This is a genomic window from Nonomuraea composti (assembly GCF_012034275.1).
GTDB lineage: Bacteria > Actinomycetota > Actinomycetes > Streptosporangiales > Streptosporangiaceae > Nonomuraea > Nonomuraea composti.
Window position 1 is genome coordinate 67,082 of sequence record NZ_JAATEP010000017.1, and the last position, 16,795, is coordinate 83,876.

Consider the following 16,795-nt stretch of genomic DNA (forward strand, 5'->3'; position numbering starts at 1 on the left):
CGGGCACCGTGGAAGCGGTGCGGCGGCCGCGGCGAGCGCGCGGCGTCGAGACGGTACGGGGGTGAAGGGTGCGCGTGAGGCTCCCGATGTTCGCCCGGCGGTGGTCCGCACTGGACGCGCGGCTGCTCGACGGCGCCCTGGCGCTCGCCCTGACCGGGGGCACCTGGCTGTGGGAGGTGCTGGAGCCGGGCAAGGGCCGGCCGGCCGACGCCCTGTCGTTCGGGCTGACCGTGCTGGTGAACGGCCCTCTCGCGTGGCGCAGGCGGGCGCCGTTCACCGTCCTGCTGGTCTCCGTGGGCGCGGCGGCGATCTTCCATCTGGCGGGTCACCATCCGGGGCTCAACGACATCGGCCCGCTGCTGGCGCTGTACTCGGTCGCGGCGCACGCCTCCTGGCAGGCCGGCGTGGCGGGGGCGGTGCCGGTGGTGGCCGAGTGGACGCACGCCTCGGCCATGCAACCCGGCGTCGCGCTGTGGTCGGCGCTGGGCCAGTCGCTCATCGTGGCCGCCTGGGCGTTCACCACGGGAACGATCGTGCGCCTGCTCGGCGCGCGCCAGAGGCAGCTCGCCGCGCTGGCCGGGCAGCTCGCGGAGGAGCGCGACGCGGCCGCGTTGCGGGCCGTGACCCGGGAACGGGTGCGCATCGCCCGGGAGCTGCACGACGTCGTCGCCCACCACATGTCGGTCATCTCCGTACAAGCCGGGTTCGGGCGCTACGTCGCGCTGTCCGACCCCGCCACCGCGCACACCACGCTCGGCGTCATCGCGGACACCAGCCACGAGGCGCTGACCGAGATGCGGCGCCTGCTGTCGATCCTGCGCATCGAGGCCCACGAGGAGGACGAGGGCCGCTACCTGACGATGTCGCGGCTGAGCGAGCTGGAGGGCCTGGTCAAGCGCGTGCGGGCGGCCGGGCTGAACGTCAGCCTGAGCGTCGAGGGGCGGCCCGTGGAGCTGCCTCCCGGGCTGGACCAGTGCGCCTACCGGATCGTCCAGGAGTCGCTGACCAACGTGCTCAAGCACGCCGCGGCCTCCCGCGCGGAGGTCCGTCTGGCCTACGTTCCCGGCACGCTGACCCTGCGCGTCACCGACGACGGCGCCGGCCCTGACACCGGTGCCGCGGCCGGGCCCCGCCCTGGCGGCCACGGGTTGATCGGCATGACCGAACGTGTCAGGCTCTACCAGGGAACGATCACCGCGGGAGGACGCTCCGAGGGCGGGTTCGAGGTTCTGGTGACCTTGCCCGTGAGCCTCCCGCAGACGCAGGGTGAGCCTGAGGCGGGGTGATGATCAAAGTCCTCGTGGTGGACGACCAGGTGCTCATCCGCGCCGGTCTGGCAGCGCTGCTGCGCGCGGCGGGGCTCGACGTCGTGGGCGAGGCTGTTGACGGCGAGGAGGCCGTGCGCCTGGCCGCCGAGCGCGCGCCCGAGGTGATCCTCATGGACATCAGCATGCCGCGCCTCGACGGCATCACCGCCATGGAGCGCATCCTGGCCGCCGCCAAGGGCATGCCGCCCAAGGTCCTCATCCTGACCACCTTCGACCTCGACGAGTACGTCTACAACGCCCTGCGCCTGGGCGCCTCCGGCTTCCTGCTCAAGGACACCCCTCCCGAACGCATCATCGCGGCCATCCGCACCGTCGCCGCGGGAGACGTGCTGCTCGCGCCGGGCATCACCAAGCGCCTGATCGAGGCGTTCATCGCTCCGCCCGCGCCGGCCCCCTCGCTCGACGGGCTGACCGTCCGCGAGACCGAGGTGCTGCGCCTGGTGGGCCAGGCGCTGTCGAACAAGGAGATCGCGCTGCGGCTGTCGGTGAGCGAGGGCACCATCAAGACGCACCTCAACCGGCTGATGGCCAAGCTGGGGCTGACCAGCCGGGCGCAGGCGGTCGTGCTGTCCTACGACTGCGGCCTGGTCAAACCCGCCGCCCGCTAGTAGTTCCACGGCCATCGGCGGTCCCACATGTCCCAGATCTTGTACTGACGCATCGGGCCGGCCTGTGCTCCGAAGCCGCCGCCGACGCCGAGCCCCCACCAGTCGCTGTCCGGGTCGTTCATGTAGCAGCCGCCGACCCGGTAGTAGAGGCAGTACTGCTGGTATTGCGGGCCTTGGTCGCCGGGCGACTTGCTCGTCCACTGCCCTCCGAGGGAAAGGCCGAAGTTGTTCTTCAGACGGAAGGGATCGAGGACCCCCGGCTTCGTGACGTTGCGGCCGGGCCCGCCCCAGGCGAACCAGATCTCGCCGTCCTGGACGGTCACGGTCCCGCAGACGAGAGCGCACGCCGAGATCGACGCACCGATGTGCGTGCCCAGGTAGTCGATGCCCTTGCCGATGGCACCGCCCAGCCAGCGGGCCGATTGCTTGGTCTTCTCCCACCACTTGCTGAAGCCGCACATCCACTGCGGCTGCATCGGCTTGCAACCGAGCTCGGGGGCCGCCAGTTCCGGCATCTTCAGCTCCGGCGCGCCCAGACCGGGCTCGCCGCCCTCACCCCGTTCCCCGCCGGCCTGAGGCGCCGTGCCGCCTCCTGAGCCGCCCGGTCCCTGACCGCCGCCGGCCGGGGAGATCTCCGGCGCGGACATCCCGGGCAGCCCCGTCTGCCCGACGATCGGCCCGGCCTCCCTGACCGCCTTGTCCCTCATGTCCTTCAGCGACTGCGTGGTGTCCTTGACGACGTTCTTGTTCTGCTGCGTGATGGGCGCCGGCTGGCGGGCGCCGGGGAACTTGTCGCGCGGGTCCGGGTAGTGCGGCCGGCCGGCCGACGGCGGAGGCGCGACCGGGTCGCGGCGGGCGTGCCGCTCCTGGCGCTTCTTGCCCGCCTCCGTCCTCCTGCGCTGGCGCTCCCTCTCGCGGCGCCGCTGCTCCTCCGGCGAGATCCCGCCTCCGCCTCCGCCGCCCGGCCTGGCGCCGCCGCCTCCGCCCGGGCTGCCGCCGCCCCCGCCGGGGCTGCCGCCGCCGCCGTCGCAGCGGCCCGCGGCCATGGTGGTGCCGGACGGCATCGACAGCGGGGCGACGCACGGCGGCTTGGGGCCGCCGCAGGGGTAGTACATGCCGGTCTCGTTGTCGAAGCACCAGCCGTACCAGCAGCCGCCACCGTAACTGGCCAGCTGGGAGCCGCCCCCGCCGCCGGGGGAGCAGGGGTCGTGGCCGGTGGGGTCCACGTGGTCCAGCGGGCTGGCGCCCGCGTAGGTGTAGCGGTTGGCCTCCGCCGAGTCGGGGACGGGGCTGAGGTTCCAGTCGTCGCGGGTGGTGAACGCGGCCGTGGCCGGGTCGTACCAGCGGGCGCCCATGTTGACGTGACCGGTGCCGGGGTCGGCCCAGTCGCCCTGGTAGCCGAGACCGATCCTGGAGCCGGCGCCGGCCGTGGGGGTGCCGAAGGGGTCGTAGGCGGTGGAGCCGGTCAGCGCCGACAGGGCGCCGTCCGGGTCGAAGCCGCCGACGACGTCCCCGTGCTTGTCGAGCAGGGAGATCAGCTCGGCGCCGCCCTGCCCGGCCGAGAGCAGCTCGCCGCCCGGGCCGCGGCCGAAGGTCGTGGTGCCGTCGCCGACGGGCTCGCCGCCGGGGCCCGCGTAGGTGAAGGTGCTGGTGCCGCGCGCGGACAGGCGGTCGAGCGAGTCGTAGGTGTAGGTGGTGGCGCCCACGCTGGTCAGGCGGTTGAAGGCGTCGAAGTCGTACGCGGTGACGGTGCCGGAGGACGTCTTGGTGGCCAGGGTGCCCCTGGCGGTGTAGGTGTAGGTGTCGTCCCCGTCGGTGAGCCGGCGGTTGCGCTGGTCGAAGGTGGCGGCGTCGGCGCCGCTCCTCATGCGGTTGCCGGCGGCGTCCCACTCGTAGGCGGTGGTCGTCGTGCCGTCCGACCAGGAGGTGAGCCGGCCCGCGTGGTCGTAGCCGTAGGTGCTCGTGCCCGCGCCCGCCAGGCCGGTGGTGGTCTTGGAGGTGGTCCGGTCGTTGTCGTCGTAGCCGTAGGCGGTGGAGGCGACGACCTGGCCGCCACCGTTCTTCAGGGTGTCGGACGTGATGCGGGCCAGGTCGTCGTACCCGAGCGCGCGCACGCGGCCGTCACCGTAGTCCACCTCGTCCACCTGGCCGGAGGCGTCGTAGCGCAGGGTCTGCGCGACCCCGGTGATCGCGTCGCGCACGCCGGTCAGCCGGCCCTTGGCATAGGAGAAGGTGGCGGTGCCGGCGGCGTCGGTGCGGGTGGTGGGCCGGCCGTCGCCGTCGTAGGCCCAGGCCGCCTCGCCCGACGGCCCGTCGGCCGAGACCAGCTCGCCGCGGTCGTCGTAGCCGTAGACGTCGGAGCCGGCCCGGGTCAGGCGGCCGGCCGCGTCGTAGCCGAACGTCCTGTCGGGGGTGGCCCTGGCGGCGCCGGTGCCGGTCTCGGCGAGCAGGCGCCGGCCCGCGTCGAAGGTGCGCCTGCGGACGACGCCGCCCGGCTCGGTGACGCTGACGGGGTTGCCCGTCGCGTCGTAGCCGGTGATGAACGTGCGCTCGGCCGCCCCTGGATGGGCCGTGGTGGCGGGTTCGATGGTGGACTCGGGCAGGCCGAGGCTGTTGTAGGTGTAGATCGTGCTGTTGCCGCGGCCGTCGGTGAGACGGGTGAGGTCGCCCGCGGCGTCGTGGCCGAAGGCCGTGGTGATCGACGAGCCGCCGCTCACCGGCTCGACCTGCTTGACGAGCTGGTCGAGCGCGTCGTACTCGAACGTCGTCCGGTGCTGGAGCGCGTCCACGGCCTCGGTGAGGTTGCCCGCCGGGTCGTAGGCGAAGCCGCGGCTGCGCAGCTCGGTGCCGTCGGGCTTGAGATCGGCCACGGTGGTCAGCCGGCCGGCCGGGTCGTAGGTCAGCTTGGTGGTGCGGTCCATGCCGTCGCTGAGGCGAGCCTGGCGGCCCTGGCCGTCGTAGCCGTACTGGACGACGACGCCCGCCGGATCCGTGACCTTGGTCAGGGCGCCCGTGCCGTCGTAGGCATTGCGGGTCACGGCGCCGCTCGGGGTGGTGGCGGTGAGGGGGGAGCCGGCGTCGTCGTAGGTGTAGCGGGTCGTGTGGGCCGCGGGCTCGGGCACCCGCTCGATCTGGGTGCCGGTGACCTGGCGGTCCAGGTCGTCGTAGGTGGCCTCGGTGCGGGCGCCGTTCGGGTCCACCACCGACAGCGTCCTGCCGGTACGCGTGTAGTCGTAGTGCCACTGGGCCCGGTCGTCGCCGGTCCCGGCGGGGGCGTCGACGACCTGGACGCGGCCCAGCCGATCGTAGGTGTAGAGCGTCTCGTTCTGCCGCGGGTCCACGACCTTGACCGGCCGGCCCAGCGGGTCGTAGTGCAGCACCGTGGTGGGGGTCAGCGCGGTGCTCCCGCCCGGCGGGGTGTACGCCGGCGCGATCCGCTTGACCGGCTGCCCGAGCAGGTCGTACTCGGTTCTGGTGACGGCGCCGCGCGCGTCCCTGGTCGCCGTCTCCTCGTCGAAGGCGTTGTACCCGGTGACGGTCTCGGGCCGGACGGTGACCGGCGGGGCCCCGCCCTCCTCGGCCCGCACGGGCGGCAGCACGGTCCTGACCGGGCGGCCCAGCTCGTCGTTGGTGTACGTGGTGGTGTAGGCGGCCTTGTCGGCGCCGGTCACGTTGCCCCGCGGATCGACGGCCGAGGTGAGCAGGTCGCGCTGGTCGTAGCCGTAGCCGGTGACCAGCGACCTGGTGCCGTCGGTGACGGTTTCGCGGACGAGCCGGCCGGCCAGGTCGTAGGCGTAGTCGACGGTCTCGGCGGCCGTCGGGACGGGCCAGGGAAGGTTGGAGGGGTTGCCGGTGCGGGCGACGCGGGTGACGTTCCCGCCGAGGTCGTAGGTGTAGGTGGTGCGCCGGTTCAGCCTGCCGGGGTCGAGGGTGGCGGTGGCGAGCCGCCCGGCGGCGTCGTAGGTGTTCTCGGTGACGCGCAGGCCGTTGCCGGTGGTCTGCTTCGTGGGCCGGCCCGCGCCGTCGTACTCGGTGGCCGACAGCACGAGGTCGCGCTCGGTGCCGCCGGCGTCGCGGAAGTCCTTGAGGGTGGCGGACTTGAGCAGGTCGTCGGTGTAGTAGTCGTAGACGGTGCGGCGGCCCATCGCGTCGGTGCCCCGGACGAGGCGGCCCGCGTAGTCATAGGCGTAGGAGGCCAGGACGAGGTCGTCACCCGCGCCCGGCGCGCCGTCGGGATCCCCGTCGAAGTCGCGCAGCGTGACCGAGGCGAGCATGTTGCGGGCGGTGTAGGCGAACGCGTACTCGTTGTCGCCGGCGTCGGTCATCTCCACGACGTTGCCGAAGCGATCGTAGCCGTAGGCGGTCTCGTGGCCGTAGGCGTCGACGACCTCGTCCAGCCGGTTGTGGTCGTCGTAGCCGTAGGTGGTGGTGCGCGGCTCCCCGCCGGCGAGCTTGTCGACGACCTGGGTCCTGACGAGGTTGCCGTCCGCGTCGTAGCCGAGGTCCGTGCGCCGTTGCTGCTGCGCCCCGGTGACGGCGTCGGTGGTGGCCGGGTCGGTGACGCTGGTCAGGTTCGACCAGTCGTCGTAGCCGTAACCGGTGGTGACGCCCGCCGGGAAGCTGTCGGAGACCTCCACGGTGCTCTTGAGGCGGCCGATCGCGTCGTAGGTGTACTTGGTGATCAGCCCGGACTGCTCGGTGACCTGCGCCAGGTCGCCCGCGGCGGTGTAGGCGTACCTGGTGACCGCCCCGCGCGGGTCGGTCATGGTGGCGACCAGGTGGGCGGGCGTGGCGCCGCCGCCGATCGCGGCCTCGGAGCCGTTGGTGTAGGTGTACCTGAGCTGCCCGCCGCCACTGGGGTTGGTCTGCGTCAGCAGGTTGCCCGGGGCGGTGTAGGCGTAGGTGGTCTTGTACCGGTCGTCGGCCGGGCCGGACGAGCGGCCGTCGCGATACTCGACGGGCCGGTCGTTGCGGGGGTCGGCCGGGTCGGTGAACGCCGGATACGTGTAGTAGGCGCTCTGGCAGGAGTCCTTGGCCCGGCAGGAGACGCGCCTGGTCAGGTTCCCCCGGCTGTCGTAGGCGAGCTGGACGGCGTCGCCGTTCTCGTCGACGATCCTCGTGGGGAAGCCGCGGTCGTCGTAGTCGAAGGTGCGGATGCCCATGCCGTCGGCGTCGCGCCCGATGAAGTCGGGCTCCTGTCCGGGCGAGCCGGGCAGCGTCGTGCAGAACCGCGGGTCGCCCGGATCGGGGCTGGTGCACGTCACGGTGGGCGACGGCGCCGGGGACGGCGACTGCGGCCAGTCCGGCCGGTCCTCCTCGCGCGTGGCCAGGCCCAGCGGGATGCCGACGCGGACGATCTGACCGGTGATGGCGTCCTGCTCGTACAGGTGGTGGCGGTCGGCGGGGTCGCGCAGCTCCACCGCGCGGCGCAGGTCGTCGTCGCCGCCGTAGACGACCGGCGTGCCGAGCTTCCAGGTGCCGCCCTGGGAGTCGGTGTAGGCGCTCACGCGGTCGGCGGCGGTGTCGTACTCGACCTCCGCGGCGACCTTCCCGCTGGGCAGCGTCACCACGGCGAGCTGGTCGGCGGCGGCGAGGCCGGCCCGGTGGTGCGCGGCGACCTGCTCGGGGCCGAGCGGGTGCTGGTAGAGGGCGACCTCGTCGATGGTGCCGGAGTAGAAGCGGCGCGGCGTGGTGCCCCAGCCGGGCCAGGAGCCGGGCGTGGTCGCGTACGCGGCGCCGATCTGGTTGAAGGTCAGCCCGAGGTGGTCGGGCGTCTGGTTCGACAGTGTCGCGACCGCCTTGCCGTCCAGGTACAGGGTCTGCGCCGAGCCCATCGCCGACAGCACCGCGTGGTGCCACCTGCCGTCGTTCACCGCGACCGGCGACGTCATCGGCGCGATCGTCCCGCCGCTCCAGAACTGGCCGCGCAGCCTGCCGTCGGCGCCCGTGTACAGCACCGGGACGCCCACACCCGGCGTGCCGTCCAGGGCCTTGTCCTGGTAGCCGAGCAGCGGCCCGCCCGGCCCGGTCGCCTGGTTCCTGAACCAGACCTCCACCGCGAGGTCGCGGCTCTTCTTCAGCGTGCCGTTCGGCAGCACGACCTGGGCGGCGGTGCCGTCGAACACCGCCGCCGTGTCGCCGCTCCCGGCCGCCGCGCCGGGCTCGCCCAGCGTGACGTTCCGGTACGTGCCCGCGTCCGCGCCGAGGTTGACCGCGACCTGGCTGGCCGCCGCGTCGCCCTCGTCCTCGCCCAGCCGCCAGTACGACTCGGGCCGGCTGTCCATGACCGTGGTCCGGTAGTGCGAGCCGGGCGTGTACTCGTAGCCGGTGCAGCGCTCGCCGGGCCCGCACACCCTGGTGAGCTTGTCGCCGTCGTAGGTGTAGGCCCACGTCAGCGTCCTGCCGTCCACCGGGCCGGCCGAGACGGAGGCCACGTGCCCGCCCGACCAGGCGAAGGTGAGCGCCCGGCCGCCCGGCCCGGTGGCCTTGGCCAGCCTGCCGGTCGCGGCGTCGTACGTCAGCGTGATCGCGTGCCCGGCCGCGTCGGACATCCTGGTCAGCCGGCCGTTGACGAACTCGAAGACCGACCCCGCCTTGTCGGTCAGCCTGCCCTGGCCCGCGCCCAGGGTGAGCGTGGCCTGCCGGCCCTGGGGGGAGCCGTAGCTGCCGTCCGGGTTGCGGCCGAAGCGGACCTGCTGCCCGTCGGGGTAGCCGACCACCACGTTGCCGGAGCCGTCACCGTCCTCGGTGAGCTTCATGTCGAACGGCGTGGACCAGCCGGCGCCGAACGGGGAGTCCCGCCGCGGGTCCAGGCTGTTGTAGACGCGCTCCACGCTCAGGCTCGGGCCGACGGTGGCGACCGAGGCGTCCACGGCGGAGGTCGAGTAGTTGCCGGCCATCGGGTCGAACCCGCGCTCCCTGGCCTCGGCCAGCTTCGAGGTGATCTCGGGTTGCGGCACCGACGTCTGCATCATCACGCGCGGCGAGGGCACCTCGTTGCCGGTGTCCTTGACGAACACCCGCCACAGGTACGTCCTCGTCCACGACAGCCGGCCGGCGGGCACCGTCCAGGCGTGCCTGGGCAGATAGCCGGAGTCGAAGCAGCCCGCCGCCGAGCCGTCCGCCGCCTTCTCGCAGACCTCGAACTTGTAGCTCAGCGACGAGGACGGCGGCGCGTCCAGGTCCACGGCCCTGGCCCACAGCTGCGGCGTCAGCGTCGGAGCCTGGTAGCCGTTGAACGGGTACAACTCCTGCAGCACCGGCGCGATGTCGATGATCTTGATGATGAGGCGGGCGGGCGGCACGTACTCGTCGGTGAAGACCTTGCCGCCGGCGCGCACCATCGTGAAGTCCAGCTTGTACGTGCCCGGCTTCAGCGGCTTGATCTCGGCGTCCAGCCGCGCCTTCCCGCCGCGCGGCACGCTCGCCGTCAGGTTCGCCGAGCGCTGCTGCGTGACCAGCTTGCCCTTGCCGTCGTAGGCCCGGTAAGCCAGGTAGTAGTCGCCCTGCGCCCAGGCGGCGGCGCCGGTGTTGGTCACCGTCATCTTGATCCTGCCCGGCTGCGCCTGGGTGACGGGCGGGTCGGGCACGGGGCTGGTGATCGCGTACGAGGCGTTGTACGGGCTGTGCGTCACGTACAGCCGCGGCGGGTTCGCGGTGTCGTGGCCGGTGAACTTCTTGAACCCCTTGGCGTCGGAGGAGGCGTCGCGGATGGACAGCCCGAAGTTCGCGGACGGGTCGTCCACCCACCGCTGCACCAGGTCACGCCCCCGCTTGCCGAGATCGAACAGCTCGCCCTTCTTCGGCGGGCAGCGCGAGGTGCTCGATCCGAACGCGATGTACCCATGGCTGAAGGACTTGCGCACCAGCGCCCTGCCCACGCTCGGACCCGGATACGTGGTCCTGCTCGACCACGCCGCCGTCACCGGATGCACGGTCACGGGACGCGCCTGGCAGGTCACCGCCTCGTAGTTCACCATCCACAGGTACGCCCCGAAGATCCGGTGGTACCTGAGCTCGTTCACCAGGCTCGGGAACGTCACGTACGCCGCCGACCGCGAACCGATGCTCAGCGTCTGCCCGCCGCCCGTGGTGCCGCCGTCGCCGACCGACACGCTGTTGCCGGCCTTGCCGGTCTCCACCGACGGGTCCACCAGCACGGGGAAACGGCGGCCGGGGTCCGCCAGCCAGGCGGGGTCCACGCTCACCCGCAACGCCGGGCCGCCGCCCGCCTCGACCAGGCTGTAGGCGACGGCGGTCGAGACGGCCGGGGTGGCCGCCGCGTCCGTCATGAACCCCGCCGGGACGCCCGCCCGCACCTGCCCGGCCTCGTCCACGAACTCCACCTGGCCGGCGGTGATCCTGGCGGTCAGGCCCCGCAGGCTCAGCGGGAACACGAAGGTGCGGGGCGCCGCGGCCGATCGCAGCACGATCGTCTCCTTCACCCCGCCGGGGCCCGCCTCGATCTTCAGGTCGGTGTCCGGCCACACCCCCTCATAGGTGACCGCGCGCTTTCCGGTCGCCCGTCCGGGCACCGCCGCACCGTCGTCAACGCCGTAGCCGACCTGGTGGGCGTCGTCCAGGCCGACGCGCACGAGCGGCCGGGCGTCGGCGCGCGGCGCGAGCCGGATGTCCACCGCGTCGGCCGCGTTCCGCCATCCCCCGTCCGGGGCCCCATCGCCGCCCCGCCGGCCCACCCCGACGAGCCTGGTGTCGATCGGCGCCCACGTGCCGTCCGGGCGGCGGTAGTTGACCGGCCGGGCCGACACCTCGGTGGACTCGGTGCCGTCGGCGTTGGCGAACGTCCGGACGTAGGCGTCACGCCGCTCCGGGATCTCCCGGCTGGTCGCCGGATCGAACCCCGCGCCCGCCGCCGGTTCGGTGACCGGCGCGTCGCCCACCTCGACCGGGTTGTCCGGCGGCGGCGTCCCCTGCCGGATCGCCGTCAGCGGATAGCGCGCCCGTAAGGTCGCCGGCCGGTGGTCGTTCCGCGTGCCCCCCACGACGTGGCCGCCGGCCTCGCCGGCCGCACCCCAGACCTGCTCCAGCCCGTGGACCTCGCGATGCCGCCACGCCTGCCACTGCGCGACCATCCCGGCGGCGCCGTAGTCGGCCGTGCTCATCAGCACGAGCGTCAGCGCCAGCGCACCCCAGCGCACGAGGACGTACCGGTTCAGCCGGACCATGCGCACCATCGACTGCCGAAGCCAGCGACTCATCCCACGCACCCTTTTCCGACCGGCACGAACAGATCGTCTGCAGCGGCATGCTAGGCAGCCGGGGCGAGCGCCTTCGTCAATCCGGGGTGTGAAATCGCGTCGGCCTTTCGCAGTAGCGCGGCCGGGCGTGCGTAGGCCGGGAGTTGACCCGGCGGCCCTCGATCCCGCCCGAGAAGCCGGTCACTCCTCTAGACAGCGCAGGACCGCCGTGACCCGGCGGCTCACACGGTCGGTCAGGGCCAGGCCGAGCTTGCCGAAGATGCTGCTGATGTGCTTGTGCACCGGCCCTCGGTGATCAGCAGGCGCTCGGCGATGACGACGTTGCCGAGCCCTTCGGCCATCGGCGCGAGCACCTCCCGCTCACGGGGAGTGAGCCGGTCCAGCGGGCCGCGCCGGCGGGAGAAGAGCCGCGCGACCACCTCAGGGTCGATGGCCACGCCGCCGGCGGCCACCCGCTCCAGCGCGTCCAGGAACTCCTTGAACGTCCCCACGCGCGCCTTCAGCAGGTAGCCCACGCTGCGGGCGCCGTCGGCCAGCAGTTCGGCGGCGAACGCCTGCTCGACATACGCCGACAGCACCAGCACGGCCAGCCCCGGCGGTGAGCGCCTGGCCTCCACCGCGGCGCGGATGCCTTCGTCGGTGTGGGTGGGCGGCATGCGGACGTCCGCCACCGCCACGTCGGGGGAGTGCCGGGCGACCGCGGCCAGGAGCTCCCGCGGGTTCGCAACGGCCGCGACGACCTCGAAGCCCTCTCCGCCGAGCAGCATGGCCAGGCCCTCGCGCAGCAGGGCGCCGTCCTCGGCGAGCACGATGCGCACGGTAGTTCCACCTTCATCCTCGTCGGGCCGCCCGGGGGGCTGGTCAGGGTGAGCGTGCCGTCGTGTGCCTCCACCCGGCGGCGGATGCCGGTCAGGCCCGACCCGTCGCGTTCCCACGCGCCGCCCACCCGGCCACAGCCGCCACGGCCGGCAGGGCCGTGCCCAGCCTTCCGGCGAGGCGGTCCAGGGCCTCGAAGGCGTCGCCTGGCTCGCCACCGTCGTGCCGGCCGGGCGCGTGTCCTCCGTCGGGACGTGGAAATCAGGGCCGCATTATCCCGGTTGACCATGCCGGGATTAGGGGTAATGGTGGGAGGACCGGTCAAGGGGAGGTTCGATGAGCATCACCGACGAGCTGATCGCCAACGCCGAACGCTACGCCGAGTCCTTCCAGCACGGCGCTCTCGCCCTGCCGCCCGCCAAACGCGTGGCCGTGGTGGCCTGCATGGACGCCAGGCTCAACGTCTACGGCCTGCTCGGCCTGCGGGAGGGCGACGCGCACGTCATCCGCAACGCGGGCGGCGTCATCACGGCGGGCGAGCGGCGCAGCCTGGCCATCAGCCAGCGGCTGCTGGGCACGCGCGAGATCATCCTGATCCACCACACCGACTGCGGCATGCTCACCTTCACCGACGACGGCTTCAAACAGGACGTCTACCGCGACGTCGGCATCAAGCCCGACTGGGCCGCCGAAGCCTTCACCGACCCGGAGGAGGACGTGATCCAGTCCATCCGGCGCATCAGGGAGGACCCGTTCATCCCGCACAAGGACGCGATCAGAGGGTTCGTCTACGACGTCACGACCGGGCGGCTCAGCGAGGTCAAGCCGTAGCCGTACCGGCCTGCGAGCCGCCGGCGGCCACGGCGGCCCGCCCGGCAGCGGCGTCGGCCATGCCGGGCGCCGGCTCCGCCCCTCCGGCTGAGGTCACCCCGAGGCCCATGCCCGTCCCGCCGGAGGCGGGGGAGTCGGGGCCGGGCAGGGCGGGCGCCCCAGCCTGGCGCGTTCTGCGCGGTGCCGCGAACGGTGGGCACCGCGCCGCCCGTGGCCTGTTCCGGCCCCGTGACGATCCTGCCGGTCGTCCGGTCGGCCCGGCCCCGATCAGCCATCCGGTCCGGTGCTCCCGCCCGCGCCGTTGAGGGCGATGCCGCCGGTCCGGTCCCTCCCCTCCCGCGAGAGCCGGGCCGGGGAACGTCCGGCATTAGCGATGTTCCCCGTAGGCATAGTAGGAAATCTAGGCCAGGCTGACGCTGGGTCGCAAGCAAATTTCATGTAAATCAAGTAGGTAATGTTGACAGGGGGCTCGCGTCGTGGCGGTCGACCTCGACGCCGACGCCCTGGCCGCGTTGCGCCACCTCCCGGAGGTGGTGACGCTCGCGGGCGACGCGGCGGAGGAGGAGGTCAACCAGACCGCCGTGGAGCTGGCCGTCCGGACGTACGGCCGGCTGGACGGAGCCGTGCTCAACGCCGGGACCGGCGGCACGCTGCCCTGGGAGGACCCGCGCGCGATCGCGGCGGCCGACCGGACCTTCGCCGTCCACCTGCGCGGGCCGATGCTCGGCATCAGGGCCGCCGTCCCCGCCCTGCGGGAGGCCGGAGGCCGACGAACTGCACTTCGGGCGGGCCGCCGAGCGGCTGCACATCGCCCAGCCCGCGGTCAGCAGGCGGATCGCCCAGCTCGAACGGGAGCTCGGAGCCCGGCTGCTGGACCGTTCACCGCGCCGGGTCACGGCCCAGGACACGATCGTCGAGGTCGGCTTCAACCCGCGTAGCTGGACCGCGCTGCCGGCCGGCCAGGTCGCGGAGATCCGCTCCACCCGGGTGCGGGCGATCCCGTTCACCCCTCAGACCACGATCACCGGCGGCGTCGTCGTCCCGCTCGACCTCCCGCACACCTGCGCCGCCGCCCATCAGGCAGCCTTCGGAGACTGACCTGCCGGACAGTCGGCGGGTGCGACGTGTCAGCGTTTTCCCGGGGCGTACCAGATCCCGCTGTGCAGGTCCGTCCCCCTGATCACCTGGACGCGCCAGGGCTCCAGGCGGAGGACGTGCAGCTGCGGGTCAGCGGGCCCGCCGCGCCAGAAGTTGCCCAGGTCGTACCCGGCGCCCTTCGGGCTCGTTCGCCGGTACAGGTCCCACACGTGCCGCTTGGTCTCCAGGTCGTCGACCCAGGCGGCGACGGCGTCGACGCTCACGGCATTCTGCCGTGGCGTCCAGTAGGAGAAGGTGGTGTGCGGGTTGCCCGCCAGGTGGGCGGCCTTGACCGGCGTCCGGTACGTGGCCAGCCAGCCCAGCGGGGCACCCTCGACGGTCTCCCAGACCGGGATCAGCACCCGGGCGCGCGGCCGTCCCTTGGCGTCGACGGTGGTCATGGTCGCGTACACGATGTCGCCGATGTAGGCGTCGAACTGGTCGGCGATCTCGGCGAACGACGTCACTCGAGTGGCCATCGGTTTCGTCTCCTCTTTTCAGGCGGTGGTCGAGGTGGGCTCGGCCGGTGACGGGGTGCCCTGCGGGGCGGGCGTGCGGAGGCCGAAGGCGATGACGGCCGCGCCGAGCGCCGCCGCCGCCACGGGCACGACCAGCGCGGTGCGCAGGGCGTCCAGGCCGGAGCCGGCGGCGACGCTGACGGCGGTGACGGCCGACAGCCCCAGTGCCGTGCCGAACTGGATGGAGGTGTAGAGCAGGCCGCCCGCCAGGCCGTGCTCGTCCTCGGCGACGCCGTCGGTGGCGGCCATGGTCAGCGGGCCGTACGCCAGGGAGAAGGCCAGCCCGAGCAGGACCAGCGCCGGCAGCATGGCGGTGTAGGTCCAGTCCGTCCCGACGGGAAGGAACAGCGCGTACGCCACCGCCGCGAGCACGATGCCGCCGAACAGCACGCGGGTGTTGCCGAACCGGTTCACCAGGCGCGGCGTCAGCACGGGCGCGAGGACGGTGTCGATGCCGATCACCAGCATGGCCAGGCCGGTCTGCATCGTGCTCCAGCCGCGCAGCTCCTGAAGGTACAGGGTGACCAGGAACTGGAAGCCCGCGAACGCGGCCAGGAACAGCAACGCGGCCACGTTCACCCGCACCAGCGGCGCGGACCGCAGGACGCCCAGCCGCAGCAGCGGGGACGACGAGCGCCGCTCGATCGCGGTGAACAGCACCAGCAGCGCCAGGCCCGCGGCGAACACGCCGGCGGTCACAGCGGGGCCGTCGCCGGCGCGCTCCAGCCGGACCACCCCGTACACCAGCAGCAGCATCGCCCCCGTGATGGTGAACGCGCCCGCCAGGTCGAAGCCGCCCGCAGGGCGCTCGCCGCCGGTGTCGCCGACCCTGTCATGGACGAGGGCCAGGGCCGCCACGAGGATCAGCGCCGACAGGATGACCGGCGCGAAGAACACCCACCGCCAGCCGAACGAGGCGAGCGCGCCGCCCGCGACCACGCCGAGCGAGAAGCCGCCCGCCGCCGTCCCCGCGTACACGCCGAGCGCCTTGGTGCGCGCGGGCCCCTCCGGGAAGTGGGACGTGACCAGTGCCAGCCCGGCGGGGGCCATGAACGCGGCCGCGACCCCCGTGACGAACCGGGCGACCAGCAGCATCCAGCCCTCCGTGGCGAGCCCGCCGATCCCCGAGAAGACCAGGAAGACCGCCAGCCACAGCACGAACATCCGGCGGTGGCCCAGCAGGTCGGCGGCGCGCCCGCCCAGCAGCATGAACCCGCCGTAGCCCAGCACGTAGGCGCTGACGACCCCGCTGAGCATCCCGGTGGACAGGCCCAGGTCGGCGCGGATCGACGGCAGCGCCACGTTCAGCATCGCCACGTCGATCCCCTCCAGGAAGATCGCGCCGCACAGCACCAGCAGCACGCCCCACGCCCGCCCTGTCAGGCGGCCCGGCCCACCGGCGGATCCAGTGACGGAATTGGACATCGGAACCCGACTTCCTCATGACGCGGGAACCGGTTCCGGGGCGGTTCCCCGAATGCCTGCCGGTTCCCTCTTGTAACCGACAGCATCGTCGGGCACCATCGGTGACCATGGAAGACGGCACTTTCGAGTCCCTCGGTTACTGCGCGGATACCGGCGTCGACGACGACGTTCTCCAGTGGGACCAGCGCGCCGACTGCGAGGTGCGGCAGATCCTCGACCGCATCGCCGACAAGTGGTCGCTGCTGGTGATCGCGCTGCTGGACAAGCACAGCCTGCGTTTCACCGAGCTGCGCCGCGCGATCGACGGGGTCAGCCAGCGGATGCTGGCCCGTACCCTGCGGCATCTGGAACGCGACGGGCTGGTGAGCCGCACCGTGCACCCGACCGTCCCGCCGCGCGTGGACTACGCGCTGACGCCGATGGGCGCGACCCTGCACGCCACCATCCGCGCCCTGGTCGTCTGGACCGAGGAGCACCAGAACGCCATCGCCGCGGCCCGCGCCGCCTACGACCGGCGGGCCGCGGCGGAGCGGGAGGCCGCCGAACGCGAGGCGGCCGAACGCGCCGCCATCGCCCGCGCCGCCCTGCCGTCCAGGGGCTCACCGGCCCTGTCCGGGCAGGTGGTGAGCTGACGGCCTTACGCCCGGGTCACGCTCACCGTGGAGCGGCCCGCCGCGCCGGTGTGCCGACGGCGACCACATCGTCGCGCCCTGCAATCTCCCGTTGCGGGCCGGGGCGAGCACCGTCAAGCCGCACAACGACGCGGCGCCGGCCCCCGGCCGCGACCGGACCTCGCTCGGCCGAGCAAGAGGAGAGGCCGAGCGGGTGAGCCGGTCCCATGACAGGACGGGCGGGTTGCGGGACAATGCCGCTAGTGCGCCCCATGTGAGCAGGATGAGCGTCCGATCGCATCG

7 protein-coding genes and 2 pseudogenes are annotated in these 16,795 nt (G+C 73.1%); 5 read left to right on the forward strand and 4 right to left on the reverse strand.

Annotation, left to right across the window (positions count from 1 at the left end; genetic code table 11):
* Window positions 1–74 precede the first annotated feature (74 nt).
* Together HCN51_RS59665 and HCN51_RS24135 are read left to right on the forward strand one after the other, a co-directional pair.
* Window positions 75–1,286, forward strand: coding sequence for a histidine kinase (locus tag HCN51_RS59665; protein ID WP_168011738.1), 1,212 nt, complete (start codon window positions 75–77; stop codon window positions 1,284–1,286).
* The gene (locus HCN51_RS24135) at window positions 1,286–1,936 is read left to right on the forward strand and encodes a response regulator (protein WP_168011739.1); all 651 of its coding nucleotides are present in this window, start codon (window positions 1,286–1,288) and stop codon (window positions 1,934–1,936) included. The genes HCN51_RS59665 and HCN51_RS24135 overlap by 1 nt, the downstream gene beginning before the upstream one ends.
* Here HCN51_RS24135 and HCN51_RS58175 read toward each other — a convergent pair.
* Together HCN51_RS58175 and HCN51_RS24195 are read right to left on the reverse strand one after the other, a co-directional pair.
* Window positions 1,933–11,154 (reverse strand): LamG-like jellyroll fold domain-containing protein, encoded by a 9,222-nt coding sequence (locus HCN51_RS58175; protein WP_206067675.1) that lies wholly within the window; start codon window positions 11,152–11,154, stop codon window positions 1,933–1,935. The two genes, HCN51_RS24135 and HCN51_RS58175, sit on opposite strands and share 4 nt — an antisense overlap.
* A gap of 180 nt (window positions 11,155–11,334) precedes the next feature.
* A pseudogene (locus HCN51_RS24195) lies at window positions 11,335–11,972 on the reverse strand (response regulator transcription factor).
* 334 nt (window positions 11,973–12,306) lie between these two features.
* Here HCN51_RS24195 and HCN51_RS24205 point away from each other — a divergent pair.
* On the forward strand, window positions 12,307–12,801 hold the full coding sequence (locus HCN51_RS24205) for a beta-class carbonic anhydrase (RefSeq protein ID WP_168011741.1): 495 nt from the start codon (window positions 12,307–12,309) through the stop codon (window positions 12,799–12,801).
* 473 nt (window positions 12,802–13,274) lie between these two features.
* Window positions 13,275–13,553 (forward strand): annotated as a pseudogene (locus HCN51_RS59675) (SDR family NAD(P)-dependent oxidoreductase); the annotation flags it as partial.
* 375 nt (window positions 13,554–13,928) lie between these two features.
* Here HCN51_RS59675 and HCN51_RS24220 read toward each other — a convergent pair.
* Window positions 13,929–14,417 carry a pyridoxamine 5'-phosphate oxidase family protein gene (locus HCN51_RS24220; protein ID WP_168011742.1) on the reverse strand — a complete coding sequence of 163 codons (489 nt, stop codon included), beginning with the start codon at window positions 14,415–14,417 and terminating at the stop codon, window positions 13,929–13,931.
* Window positions 14,418–14,435: 18 nt separating this feature from the next.
* Window positions 14,436–15,881 (reverse strand): MFS transporter, encoded by a 1,446-nt coding sequence (locus tag HCN51_RS24225; protein ID WP_168011743.1) that lies wholly within the window; start codon window positions 15,879–15,881, stop codon window positions 14,436–14,438.
* 107 nt (window positions 15,882–15,988) lie between these two features.
* On the opposite strand from HCN51_RS24225, the gene HCN51_RS24230 reads away from it, so the two are divergent.
* Window positions 15,989–16,513, forward strand: a complete 525-nt coding sequence (locus tag HCN51_RS24230; protein ID WP_206067676.1) for a winged helix-turn-helix transcriptional regulator — start codon at window positions 15,989–15,991, stop codon at window positions 16,511–16,513.
* Window positions 16,514–16,795: the final 282 nt, after the last annotated feature.